At 43.4% G+C, this 14,159-nt stretch carries 8 protein-coding genes; all 8 read right to left on the bottom strand.

Annotated elements, in window-relative coordinates; translation table 11 throughout:
• Window positions 1-64: 64 nt before the first annotated feature.
• The gene (locus T359_RS0101935; RefSeq protein WP_026516016.1) at window positions 65-1,150 is read right to left on the bottom strand and encodes an HD-GYP domain-containing protein; all 1,086 of its coding nucleotides are present in this window, start codon (window positions 1,148-1,150) and stop codon (window positions 65-67) included.
• Window positions 1,151-1,224: 74 nt separating this feature from the next.
• The gene (locus tag T359_RS18985) at window positions 1,225-3,177 is read right to left on the bottom strand and encodes a beta-L-arabinofuranosidase domain-containing protein (protein WP_051544861.1); all 1,953 of its coding nucleotides are present in this window, start codon (window positions 3,175-3,177) and stop codon (window positions 1,225-1,227) included.
• Window positions 3,178-3,335: 158 nt separating this feature from the next.
• Window positions 3,336-3,863: a hypothetical protein gene (locus tag T359_RS0101945; protein WP_026516017.1), complete on the bottom strand. Its 528-nt coding sequence runs from the start codon at window positions 3,861-3,863 to the stop codon at window positions 3,336-3,338.
• 22 nt (window positions 3,864-3,885) lie between these two features.
• The gene (locus tag T359_RS0101950; RefSeq protein WP_026516018.1) at window positions 3,886-4,185 is read right to left on the bottom strand and encodes an STAS domain-containing protein; all 300 of its coding nucleotides are present in this window, start codon (window positions 4,183-4,185) and stop codon (window positions 3,886-3,888) included.
• Window positions 4,186-4,485: 300 nt separating this feature from the next.
• Window positions 4,486-6,846 carry an HD-GYP domain-containing protein gene (locus T359_RS0101955; RefSeq protein WP_026516019.1) on the bottom strand — a complete coding sequence of 787 codons (2,361 nt, stop codon included), beginning with the start codon at window positions 6,844-6,846 and terminating at the stop codon, window positions 4,486-4,488.
• Between the two features lie 22 nt (window positions 6,847-6,868).
• Window positions 6,869-7,627, bottom strand: a complete 759-nt coding sequence (locus tag T359_RS0101960; protein ID WP_026516020.1) for a response regulator — start codon at window positions 7,625-7,627, stop codon at window positions 6,869-6,871.
• A 1-nt stretch (window position 7,628) separates the two neighbouring features.
• Window positions 7,629-11,894 carry a hybrid sensor histidine kinase/response regulator gene (locus T359_RS0101965; protein ID WP_026516021.1) on the bottom strand — a complete coding sequence of 1,422 codons (4,266 nt, stop codon included), beginning with the start codon at window positions 11,892-11,894 and terminating at the stop codon, window positions 7,629-7,631.
• A gap of 12 nt (window positions 11,895-11,906) precedes the next feature.
• On the bottom strand, window positions 11,907-13,943 hold the full coding sequence (locus T359_RS18990; RefSeq protein ID WP_051544862.1) for an HD domain-containing phosphohydrolase: 2,037 nt from the start codon (window positions 13,941-13,943) through the stop codon (window positions 11,907-11,909).
• Between the last annotated feature and the right edge of the window lie 216 nt (window positions 13,944-14,159).

The raw sequence follows: 14,159 nt of genomic DNA on the forward strand, positions 1-14,159 counted from the left end.
ACAAGAAACGCTTTTTACAATTTTCGTTTCCTCAATTTGTGCATTTTTACTTTTTATGGGCTTTTCAGACGATTGCAACTATAGACAGCTTCTTTTCAGCGGCAAGATCCACGAACTTATCTCCGCATTTGACCATAGGCCTTGAAAGATGCTCGGGATTAATAAAGACAATATCTCCCGTCTTGCCGTTGCTTAAAAGGACTCTGTTAGCTATGAAAGTATTTACGATATTAGTAAGAAATGTCATGATCGCATTGGGTTCGAATTTATACAGACCTTCTTCCTCAAACTGCGCTATGACATCAAAAGGACACATGCCCTCTCTGTAATTTCTCTTGGAAGTCATGTCGTCATAGATATTTGCCACCGTTACGATGGATGATATTTCATCTATCTGCTTATTTTTAAGATGTAAAGGATATCCTGATCCATCCCTGAGCTCATGGTGCATCAGAATAGTCTTTTTTATATGATCGTCAATTTCCAGATTTTTGACCAGCTGATATCCCTTGGTCACGTGCTCTCTCATGGCCCGCTGCTCATACTCTGTAAGCTCCTTCCTTTTATTCAGGATTTCTTCCGGCACATACATCTTTCCTATATCATGAAGAAGTCCCGCTGCAGTGGCCACCTGGATCTTATCCTCGGGAAGCCTCATCCAGGTCGCAAGGGTATTGCTTATAAGCGCCACATTAAGGGAATGAACATAAACTGCGTCACTGTTGTCCCTCAGATTGTGGAGCATGTCAAAAATGCCCGCAGTTCCGCCAGCCTCAACGAAAAGATGATAGACAGGCTCTGTAAGCTTATCCACATCAAGAACTGAGGTGTCGTTGACGATCATCTTGAAGGATTCTTCAAGTTTATCCGCGTATTCTTCAAGGTTTTCTTTGAATCTGATGAATTCCTCAGAGCTTTTAACTCTCTCGGCATAGGATGGAGTAGCTCCGGAAGCACTCTTTGGTTTCTCGGGTGCTTCCTTCTTCTGATCCTCCACAAAGATGTTATAAAGAGAATAGGCCTTTATCCTTGATATATCCTTATCATCAAGGACAGTTCCCTTAGGCAGAACAAGTCTGTCATCAATAGTATAAATATTTTCCGAGGCCACCATCCCCGGCTCTAACTTATCTACAGATACCAGTCTCATATTCGCCACCTAAAAACAGTCAGTATATAATGCTCCAACTATATTATAGCACCATTTTGACGTTTTTGCGTGCATTAGTCCACTGTGAACTTCCAATAGATGCCATAGCTTTCTTTATACTGATTATAGTGGGTAGTAAATGTAAGGGGCATGGATACACCGCTCATGTGAAACTCCATGGCATCATCTCTTTTTACAAGATACTGATCTATTTTTTCTATATAGTCTCTCACCGACTTTTCGTTTAACACCTTCAGAACATCTGATTCCACGGACTTAACTGCAGCAACAGACACAGCAACTCCATGGGATGTCTCTTTTATTTTGGTGTTCCCCAGCCTTGCCGAAAGTACAAAGGGGCCATAGCAGAACCCGTAGGTATTCTCTCCATCCTGAAGATTATGAGCTGTGATTCCCATGGGCAGCGTCAAAAGGATCTCCGCTCCATTCTCTATAGTTTCGGAGGAAATCACAAAAAAGCCTTCCACATCCTTAACTTCAGTTTCAAAGCCATTTAAACAAATCTGTGGTTTTCCCTTCAACCACTGAGGCTTTCTAAGATACAGATCGTCAGAAACCTTTTTCCCCTCAAAAGGTGTAATTACCAGCTTCACCTTATCAGATACAGCAAAATCGCAGGCCATAGATATCCTATATTCATCAGAACAATATTCCGATGCAAGGTACAAACCTATAAGAAGCGTTTTCCCGGACTTAAAATATATCCCCCTCTGAAGTTTGGTGAAATTCTCATAGCCTGTTCCTGTGCAGCACCAGAAGTTTCCTTCCAGGGTATTGAAAACCTTCTGATAGCCGGTGGCCATGGGCTGGAAATATGTGGTAAATCCCGTGTCATGATTAAAGGAAGCAACAATCGCATTTATAAAGGTATTGGCAGCATAATCCAGGTATCTCTTTTCCCCTGTTACGGCAAAAAGTCTTCTGGCCAGCTTCAGCATATTGTAGGTATTACAGGTCTCGTTGTTGACGTTGGTCCTTTCCTTATCAAGGATATTGTCAGGGCCGAAATGTTCATCTTCACTGTTGCCGCCGGTAATATAGGTGTGCCTTTGAACCACGTTATCAAAAAACGCCTTGGCATATTCAAGATATCTGTCACGGGATCTGTCGGCTTCATACCCGGCAAGAGCTCCGAGAAACTTAGGTATTGTGGTATTGGCGTGAACATTGTCAAATAAGTTATCGCCCCCCTGAAGCACCTTTTCAAATAAAGGCTCTTCATCAAAGCTGTGGGCGGCAGCCAGTATCCTTTCGGGATATTCCAGAGCAAGAGGACTGCCCTTTTGGGACAACTCTTTGTTTATTACATAAAGCTCATAGAGGCAGTCATTCATGCCGCCATATTCGATTCCAAGTACAGTTTTTCTGACCTCTTCATTCCAGCTCTCACATCTTTTGGCGATCCAAAGCCCCAGCATATTGTCCACCTTAAGAGCCTTCTCATTTCCAGCAAACCTGTAGGCGCTGTTCAATCCGCTCACTATCTTGTGCATGGTATACCACGGAACCCAGGCCTGGGTAAAAATCTCCCCAAGTCCCTTTTCCACATTATCAAACTGGAGGGTAGGATTCTTCCTGAAGTCCTCCGTTGGCAGTGTGGCAGCAAAGATAAAGCCCTCTTCTCCTGTCCCTTCTATCTTTTCCTGACACTCATACAGAGAATCGATAATATAATCAAGTCTTTCCCCAACCTTATCCTTAAGCTCCTTGGGAATCCCGGGATAGGCAAAGCCCTGGGAAAGAGCCGTGATATAGTGGCCCATGGTATGACCTCCTATAAGGCCATCCTCCCACATACCTCCGTAGCGTTCCTTTTTCTTCATAAAAAGAGAGATCTCATCTTCATCCATTTTCGCAATTCTTCCGGCAGTCTCGCGAAATCCCGCAAGAAGCCTGTCAGCGTCAAGAAAAAGGAGATTTTTTATCTCAGTCAAAAAGGCTTCCTCATAGTATTTATCAGTTACCTTTGCTCTGAAAAAGCCGTCATCGATCCAGTCATTCTTCATACTGTTCACCCCTGCAATAAAGTATTTATCACTACTGCTTTAGCATAGCATTACAAAATAAATATTTGGATGTTGTAAAGTTTGATACGGTATCATTTTGGCAGATGTTGCATAAAAAACGGGACAGCTGTCATGCTGCCCCGCCAAAGGATCAAATATTAAAATTGCTTGATGACCGAAATATTTACCTGGCCGCCCTTGATTGAAATCTTGATATCATCAGCCAGTTTGCGGAGAATGGACTGTTCATAGCGATCCCACTCATTATCCTCTACATATTTTCCGACAAAATCAGCGCTGTCTAAATCCACGCTATAATTACTTGTATCTGCTTCTGCCAGCATTGCCTCCTCAAAAGCATCTCTGAGCATTCCCAGGAAAGTCTTGGCTGCTTCATTCTTTCTTGAGCTGGCTGCTCCAAGAAGAAGATTTCTTTTCTCCTTGTCCATTACGGTTTGTGTAGACATATTGAGACAAAAAGTATCATCTTCACACTCAACCCAGTAAGAAGCATCCACTTCGCCTGTGATACTGCGTGCCATACTAAGAAGCTCTTCAGTGCATAACTGCAGATGTAATGAATCCTTTTCGTTCAGTCCTTTGAACTGCGCAATAGCTTTGGTTGCCTCTACTGCATCATTAAATCCCTTACCTTTATTATCAATGATAACAACATCAGATTTCATCTAAGGCACCCCTTTCTATTAATCACTCAACATCCAAAAGGTCTACGAAACCTGTAACATCAAATACTTCCTTAACAATAGAATTGGCATTTATTACCTTGACTGTTCCCTTATTATGGAGCTCTCTCTTAGCCACAAGAAGGGTACGAAGTCCTGCTGATGAAATATATTCAAGGCCTGCCATATCAAAAATAAGCACCTTGACACCGTCAAGTCCCCCATCCTTGATCTCTTTTTCAAGCTCCGGAGCAGATAAAGTATCCAGTCTGCCTTCCAAAGCGATACAAAGCTGCTCACCTTCAAGTTTTTTTGTAATGTTCATGTTGATCCTCCTCATAAAATGCGAAACAACAAATAAATAAAGTATTGTACTTTATTATAGCACAGAATTGTGCGCTATTTTGTAATATTATAATAAATTATTCTCTTTGCGTAAGATAACCTTCAGTGGCACTGGCCCAGGAATAAGAGCTCATGTACTCCCCTCTGAAGCTCTTTATGGCATTTTCCACCATAGGCTGAATGGTAAGGGGAGGAATAAGGAAATCATCATCCTCTATCTCATAATCAATTCAGAGCAAATAAAGTTTGTGTATTCGGATCAGCTTATATACTTTTTTCATCAGAGGATCCTGATATCCGTAAGGGCGCATCTGTCCCCGGTCAGCGCCACGTAAACCTTATCCGGAATTTCTTTCATGGTGGTAATGTTTTCAATGACAATTCCAAGGTTCTCCGTTGTAGTTATGACGCGGCCGCCTTTTCTTTCAAAGGTCATCTCGCAGTCAATTCCCGCTTTATTCTTCTCCTTCCATACTTCCCATCCGGGGAAGATGTCCTTTCTCTTCATGTAGAAGTTATTGTCTGCATGATCATACTTGTTTTCCAACTCTCCGTTTAACTTGATCAGTGCATAGCCTTTATAATTTCTGCCAAGAACCCTTCCGTTATCGGAGCTGAATATCACAGCATAAGGGCAATGCCAGACAAAATGTGCCACGGGAAGACTGGCAGCATGGAAGCTAAGCTCCAGTTTACCGTCTATTTCAATTCCCTCTGTAAAAACAGAGCAGGTCTGGTTAATCTGAATATTTGGTATATCGGATTCAAAGTGATCAATATAGCTGATCTCTTCAGATATTCTTGGAATATATGAGGCATCCACCACCTGATCGGTCTGTTCTGCAGCTATCTCAGTGATCACGCAGTGTTCGCCGGTGATTCCGATATAAACTGCAGTAGAACCGTCTGACAGAGCCACAATGACCTCTTTGGTATTTTCCGGACTTGTCATTATAAGTTTCAGATGGTCGTCATATTTGGCGGCGCTTATCTCATATACTTTTTCTTCGGAAGCGCCTTCCTCTCTGGCCATGATGGTTTCCACAATTTTTCTGGCTGCAGTGGTGATACTATGGTTATCGAACCAGACCTCGCCATACTCAAGATAATGATATGCATCAATGGCCTTCCGGTCGTCATGAACACGTCTGTCAAAGGAATCAAATAAAACGATTGAAGGGGCACTGTACTCACCCTCAAGAAGCTCTCCTTCTTCGCATTTAAAGGTGATCTTCGTTATCTTTTCATTTACAGGAATACCAAGGGATACATTTTCTCTGTATTTGCCACAGGTAATATCCTTTTCAACAAGGGACAGATCATCACGGATCCTCTCTCTGCTCTCCTCATCGATGATCCTAACCATCAGGTCCGCATACCGGGGATCAAATTCCGCCCCGCCGCCCTTTACAAGGGCTTCACGGGCAACGAAATCAGGCTTGGCCTCCCTGTATCTCTTAGGCATGGTCATGGTTACATAGGCATCTGCCACGGCAACGATCCTGGCAATCTCCGGGATCTCTTCGCCTTTAAGACCTTCAGGATAACCGGTTCCGTTGTATCTTTCGTGGCTGTACTCCGCTCCGATACTAAGAAATGGATATTCCGTGATATTAGACAGAATTTCCTTACCGATAAGAGGCTTTTGCCTCATAAGCTCATAATCCTGCTGGCTGGGGTTGGCATTGTTTTGGATGACGGAATCGGGGACACCGATAAGTCCTATATCATGAAGGAGGGCTGTGTAATAGATATTGTCGCAGAAGCTCTCATCTTTTCCTGCAAGTCTTGCCAGCTTTCTGGCATATTCCGCAACCTTAACTGATTTGTCCTCGGAAAAGACATCCTTTTTTTCAACAGCGGAAACAAAGGCCTTGGCAGTCTGGTCAAAGATCCTCTTCATACGCCTCTGCTCGCCCTGCATATTCTGTATCTCTATCTCGTGGGCATGCTCCACTGTGATATTGATATCCAAATAGTTAAAAACATAAAGACTGATTGAAACCGCCACCATTGCCATGTTCACAATAGAGATTCCATAGGCAAATATCTGAATTACTCCGCATATAATAGGCACATAGATATACAAAACCAGGGAAATATAAATAAGCCTTGAAATGAGCTTTCTGTACTTCCTCATGGCAGTGTACTGAACTATAGGGCATATAACAGGAATGATATAGGCAATTAGAAATCCATTTCCTCTGTGATAAACATTGTTGTCATCAAAATAGTAGTAAAGTCCCGTAAAGGCAGACACGATAGCAAGGAACATTCCCATCAGGGAAATGATGCCCACAGCCTTAAGCCTTATGGGCACCTCGGGCAGATGTCCTTCATGGGTTAGATAATCCGAAAGATACACATTGAAACACAGCACAACCGCAGAGGTAAGGAAGAACACAAGAAAATTACTGATCCTCACCATGAAAAAAGCGGTTCTTCCGGTATTACCGGCGTAAAGGTATGCTGTCCTGTCAAACCACAACAAGAAGAATGCCACTATTTCCATAAGGATCAGGGCATACTTTCTGCTCTTGGACAGGAACCTGGTGATACACAGAAGAAAAGTCAGTATTGCGCAGGCGCCGCACAAAAGAAGCATTATATTCAGTTGGTTATCTCGGATCCAGTCATACATAATAGCCTTTCCGTGGTTACTGTTACTTGTGCAGAATAAAGAATTCCTTCAGCTGTTTAAGGAGCTCCTCCTTCTGTATGGTCTTAAGGAAATACCCTTCAGGTTTAAGGGATACCACCGCCATAACGCTCTCTTTATCACTTTTTCCCGTAAGGAACATAACCGGTATAGTTCTGGTTTCATCGTCGCTTCTCAGCATTTCAAGAACCTGGGGGCCACTGGTGACAGGCATCTCATGATCAAGAAGAATAAGATCCACGGAATTCTTTCCGAGCCATTTAATAGCCTGAAGTCCGGAGCTCACCATGAATACCTTGTACTCATCCTTGAGCCACTCCCTTACAAGTCCCAGATAGTTGGGATCGTCATCCACCACCAGTATGCTTTTCTTAAATTCGCCCAGATTAAGCTTTTTGATATATTCACTAATTGTGGAGATATAGTTGGCATTGTCTACCGGGCGGGAAAAGACTGCGTATATCAACTCTTCCGGAATATGATTTCCAATTCTCTGAAGGTCTCGCTGTTCGCCAATGACAATCATTTCCATACCCTTTTCGTCCATTTTGTCCGTAAGGAAATGGATCACATCCTCCGGAGGCAGGGAATCATCTTCCATATAGAGGGTGATAAGGGAAGTACCCTCCAGCTTCTTATCGATCTCATTAACCTTAAAAGGCACATACTCACAGTTTATACCTGCATCCTGAGCCTTTCCGATAAGAACCCGGACAATAAATGATTCTTTTTCTCCAATAACAATCATTCGGTTATCTGACATCTCATTTCTCCTTGATCAATGTCTCCATTGATTCCCAGTCAAAGGTCTTAAGTAATCTTCCAAGCTCCGCAAAAACTTCCGCGTCCTCCTTTGGAAGCGAATATCCCTTGATCTCATTAAGGATAAGGTCGACAGCATCATAATCCATCTGAGGGATCACATCCTTAAGAGCCCCATAGGCATCCTTAAGCTCATCTGCGGATATTTCCTTTTTATTCTCCTGAGGCGCCTGCTCCTCTTCACCAAGTGGAGCAAGTTTCTCCTTATAACTATTATATATCGATAAAAGTTCATCTGTATGCAGATCAATAAACTCTTTATCATGTTTATTACCCGCATCCTCTAGACTGGCTGCCAGTTTCGAGAGCTCCTGGGCTCCGATTATCCTGGCAGAGCTCTTCAGGGCATGGACCTTAATGGTATAAAGCCTTATATCATCTGCCTCATAGGCATCACTGATTACCTTGGAATTGCCGTCAATGGTATCAAGGAACAGCTTGAGGGAGAAAATAAAGGATGAAATACCTCCTGAATTCTTTATTCCCTCTTCCACTGATATTCCCTGGGTCTCATTTATCCAGTCAAGATCCTTCGGCATAGTCTCAAGCTCAGGAACTGAATCCTCCTTCTCAGGCTTAAATACTATCTCCTCAGGAAGATGCTTCAAAATAGCCTTTTCCAGAGACTCGGAGTCGATGGGCTTGGTAAGATAACCGGTAAATCCCTTGGATAAATAGAAATCCTCTCCTACGGAGGTGTTGGCTGTCAGGGCATAAACCGGTATCTCTGTATCAGTCTCACGGATCTTCGCCACAGTCTCAACGCCGTCCATGCCGGGCATCATGTGATCCAGCAGCACCACGTTAAACCTGGTGGTCTTCATCTTCTCAAGACATTCCTCACCGCTTCCGGCTGTTGTGACAAATATCCTGGTGGCCTTCAGAAGTCCCTTGATAACATTCAGATTCATAGGATTGTCATCCACCACCAGAACATCAGCATCCGGTGCGATGAACTGCGGCACATAAGGTCCCTTTGCATTGGAATCGTCATGCTCCATAAACAGACCTATAGGTGTCTCATCCACTATTTTCTGCTTAATTGCCAGAATAAACTCAGAGCCTTCACCGTATACACTTTCGCAGGTGAGGCTTCCGCCCAAAAGCTCAGCAAATCTTCTTGATATATCAAGTCCCAGTCCTGTTCCCTGAATCGCGCTATTCTTCTGCTCATCAAGTCTTTCGTAGGCGGTAAAGAGCTTATCCATATCCTCTGCCTTTACGCCTATACCGGTGTCCTTAACGGAAAAACTGATTCCCGCCAAGTCATTATTTCTCTCATTCAGGGAAACGCTTAATACAAAGCCTCCCTTTTCTGTATATTTAACAGCATTGGTCAAAAGATTAAGAACTACCTGCTTGATCTTTCCGGCATCGCCGTAGAGCTTCACAGGCATGATCTCATCAACTACCACGTCAAAAATAAGCTCTTTTTCAGTACTCTTTACCCTGATCATGGAAACGATGGACCTAAGAAGCTCTGCCACATCATATTCCTGCTCCACCAGGTGCATTTTTCCTGATTCGATCTTGGAAATATCAAGAAGGTCATTGATAAGCCCCAGAAGGGACTCTGCGGCATTCTTGATATCAAAGGCATAGTTCATCATGGACATGAAATAGCCCTTGGGCACATTGGTGGCGTCCTCTCTCATGATCATCTCATCCATTCCCAGAATGGTATTGATGGGAGTCCTAATTTCATGAGAAATATTGGCAAGGAATCTTGTCTTGGCGGTGTTGGCTCTCTCGGCGTCGTCTCTTGCCTGTTTAATCTGATCATACTGCTTTCTGATAACAGTGCTCTTCATCACGAGCCATACGCCAAGTCCGGTAATGGCAGCGATAAGCACGAATCCCATGATCCTGAACCAGATAAGTTCTGAAATCTTGGGCTGCTTGACTATCACATAGGTCTCATCAACAATAGCCTGTGTATTGGTACCGGCAAGAACCTGAATATGCAGGTTGTAATTACCATGCTTCATGCCGGTATATTCCATGGCTGTCAGGTTACTCTTGGTGACCAGTGCCGCATCGTCCTCGTTGCCTTCCATAAAGACATGGACATAAGGGGCCACCAGAGTATAGTCAAGAACCGCTGTGTTTATCCTTACGCGGGCATCTTCAGGCGGAAGAACATAGCGCCCCTGTTCATCGGGAATTATCTTCTCATCACCAAAGTAAACGGATTTAAGAGTTGCCCTCATGTCCAGTTTTTCTTCAAAAAAGTGGTCAAGGTCAACCTTACTTACTCCATGCCTTCCTGAAATATATAGGATACCTTTATCATCAACAACGTTGTACGAATAAGATGTTGGTGTACTTACAACGCCGTTGGCCAGGGAAAAGAGTCTATAATCGTTGACTTCATTATTAAGCATCTGTTCCCTGTTGACCATACATACGCCATAAGGGGACAGCACCCATACATTATCATTATTGTCAAAGCAAAGATCATAGTTATTGTTATAAGGGAAACTGCTTACAGGGGAAATAACTCCCTTCCTCAGGTATTCGATGGAATTGGAGGTGATGATCCAGGTGATGTTCTCCTGGTTGTCATTTTTCACCCTGGTAACAACGTCACTGGTAAGGCCATGCTTTCTTCCTAACCGTTTTATCTGCCCCTTTTCCATGACAAATAGTCCGTCCCCGTCAGTGCCAGCCAGAACTACTCCGCTGGCGCTTTCTTCCAGGGTAAGGATTACCGCATTGTTTATTTCACTGCCTTCTTCAGCTATCCTTGTTACTACTCCATCTTTGATCACAGCAAGACCCTGGTTGGTTCCCACATAGATAGAGCCATCCATAGTTTCAAGGGTACATCTCACCTCATTGCTGGGAAGTCCCTCAAACATGGTATAATTTGTGATCTTTCCGGATCTTTCATAGCATACGACCCCCAGTCCATGGGTAAAGGTTGAAATCCACAGATTACCCATTCTGTCCTGCATAAGACATCTGACTCTGGCATTGGCTATATACTTGGTAAGGGCATTATCCAGCAGTTTTTCATTAACAACTATGTATAAACCGTTGTCAGTTCCAACATATAAAATGTTTCCGACCTTGCAGACAGAATTGGTGAGTTCCTTGGGGATTCCCACCTTGGCTGCGTAATCCACAAAGTTAGTGGATACTATCTTCATGACACCCTGGTTAGATGAGGCAAACCAGATATTCCCCTGATAATCAGAGGTCATCATCTCAATGCCACTATCCATGGCAAGGTTATTGAGAAAATGGAATTTATTGTTTCCATCCAGATATCCAACCATGCTGGTGGAAGCAACCCAGATTCTGCCGCACTCATAGGTCATCCAGTGAATATCCTGCAAAGGATTGACAGGTATTCGCTTCATTCCGTTGGTTCTGCTTCCGAATCTGCCGTAATAAAGCACATTGTCATTAGTTCCGAAATAGACATAATTACTGTTTTCCGGATCCGGAAAAATAGTTGTGATCTTACCAATTCCCAGGTCACTGCTATCAAAAAACTGATGGATCTTTCTGTTCTTTATGGAAAAGACCTTTCCTTCCTTGGTTGATCCGTAAATTGTGCCGTCTCTGCTGCGGATCAGCCTAAGTATCCTTTCTCCGTTAAGTCTTTCATCATCAACGTTTTGAATCTTCAACTCCGGATCTGCATAGCATAATCCTTCCGTTGTACCTATAAATACATTACCGTCGTGATCCTCGGCAAATACACGTATGGAAGAAGTCAGAAGGCCCTCCTTGTAGGTCAGCCAGGTTGCCTTTTCTCCTTCTATTACCACGACTCCGTTGTCATTGGTGCCAACCCAGATTCTGCCTTTGTTGTCCTCAAAGAGGCCCCTGGCATTGGTGAGGCCCTCCGAATAATCAATTTTGTCAAAAACAGTTCCGTCATATCTGAATACACCACTGTAATTTCCAACCCATATATAGCCCTTTTTATCCGAAAGAATATAGTTGGCATCTGAGGTAATAAGACCATTGCTCTCATCGTACAGGATTGAAGTATATCCCATGGATCCCGACTGTCCGGTAGCCGCATAACCGCCACCGGCAGACACCGCATTGATACTGTCCACGGACATCTTTGAGGCTATACCACCGCCCTTCTGTTCTCCCGCCAGGGCAGACTCTCCCCACAGAATAAAAATGATCAGTGCAAAGCAAAGAAACGCTGCTATTTTATTCAATTTTCTCAAACTTCGCAGCATGCTTCTTCTCCTTTACATGTTGTTATACTTCTTAAGGATAACCTTGACCTCAGGCAGTGATTCAAGGAATACTTCAACGCACTTGGGGTCAAACTGTTTTCCCGATTCCTCAGTTATGATGGCCAGGGCCTTATCCAGGGGGAATGCCGGTTTATATACTCTCGGCGAAGTCAATGCATCAAAAACGTCCGCTACTGCCATTATTCTGGCTGAAAGCGGAATAACCTCTCCGTGAAGTCCTTCGGGATAGCCATTTCCATCCCAGCGCTCATGATGATAGGCCGCCATATTTCTTGCTTCCTTCAGGTAATTTTCACCCTGTACGGTACTGATGGCATCCTCCATGATCTTTTTTCCTGCAGTGGCATGAGTCTTCATTATCTCAAACTCTTCCGGAGTAAGTTTGCCGGGTTTATTCAGGATCTCATCAGGAATATTGATCTTTCCTATGTCATGAAGAGGTGCTGATCTGACAACATCCGACATAAACTTTGGAGTTATCTTGCCTGCGTAGTAGCCTTTTCTCTGAAGACCCTCCACAATGATCTTCACATAAAGAGCTGTCTTCTGGATATGCTCACCGGTGTCGGAATCTCTTCTTTCAACCATATCCGCCATGGTGATGATAAGACCGTCCTGCATTTTGGCTGTTACTTCTGACAGACGGCGAAGGTCCCTCATCTGCTCCGCCAGATTCAGTGTCATTCTGCATATTGATTTATAAAGTTTTTCCAGCTCATCCTCGGTTTTGATCTCAAGGCTTCTGATACTCCTTACGTTCTGATCCAGCTGCTCCTGTTCATAACCAAGGTTGGAGAAATCATCCACGCACTTTGACAGACTTCTTATGGGATAAACCATAAGGGAATTGGTATACCACATATACAGGGCCATAACCAGAACAAAAAAGCCCATCAGAATCAGTATTGACCTGATCATGAAATCTTCCATGTAGTCAGCCATATATGTAACTGAAATATCCGCCACCACATAGCAGATAAGATTGCCGTTAGAGTCCTTAAGGGGCCTGAATACCGAGCGAACCCAGCTGTATATATCCCCATGTTCCACGGGAGGAATTTCTTCTCCTGCAAGAAGATCAGGAATAAAGGGAGTAATATTTTCATCATACTGTGCTGTGGCCATTTTCTTGATCAGAGGTTTATCTGATTTGGTCAGGGAAAAAACAGGCCTTGCTTCCTTTCCTGTAAAGCGGACCAGAGCCAGATTCTCAATGGACTCACTGTTTTCCATTATCATCTGAAGCATTGCTTCAGTTTTTTCATATTCTTCTCCTGAATAACCGTTGGCAATAAAACCTCTGATTTCCTCAGGGTCCACCAGCTCAGAAACCATCCTTGTAACATTGTAGGCATCAGTGGTCTTGCTTTCCTTGATTTTGGCAAAGTAAAGCCGGATTCCACTCCAGCCTGTAACCAGAACCAGAAGCACTGAGGTTGTGATTATCATAAGGGTGGTCCTTCGGCGCATGGAGTGCTTAAGGTCATTACCCCAGGAATTAAGCACAGAAATTTCCTCTGAATTAAGAGGGCGCTGTCTCCAGTTACCAACCTCAATATCATCAAGAACCTTTTGAGGCGTAAAGCAAATAACAAGCCATGCCACCAGCACCGCCACACCTTTGTCCAGAATATTTATCAAAATGTTGAAGGAAAAATAGGACCAGAACAGAGAAAGTCCCGTGGATGTTTCAATCAGTATTACAGTTTCAGAATTGGCCGCAGCCTCAGCTCCGTTGAGCAAAAACCACTTTATCAGGGTGCTTACGGAACCTGTAAACACTGCAAGAATGGCTATAAAAGCCAGAATATTCAGGACCTTCTTAAATGAATGTCTGCGAATAAACCAGGAAGTAAGAATCGCCACAATGGCATTCATAAAGCCAAAATATATGGCATACACGTCAAAAAGCGCACAAATAGCGTTGGTAGCAACAGCAGTCAGGATACCGGGAAAAAGACCGGTAATAGCAGAGACTGCCACTGTTCCTATAGTATCAAGGAACAGTGATAATCCCAACTTATTCATCACAAACGCCAAGGCTACATTGACTATGATTCCTAATACGGAAGTCAATATGCGTAGTATCATACTACTCTTTACAAATTTATGTGATCTATTTACGCCCATGATCCACCATAGAAATAAAATACGTTTTGTCGCATAAATATTTATGATATCACACTCGTAATTTTAATCACATTAAAAGAAAATAAACAAATTGTTTTCAGTGGTGAGAATAAG

This window comes from Butyrivibrio sp. MC2021 (genome assembly GCF_000621605.1).
Lineage (GTDB): Bacteria > Bacillota > Clostridia > Lachnospirales > Lachnospiraceae > Butyrivibrio.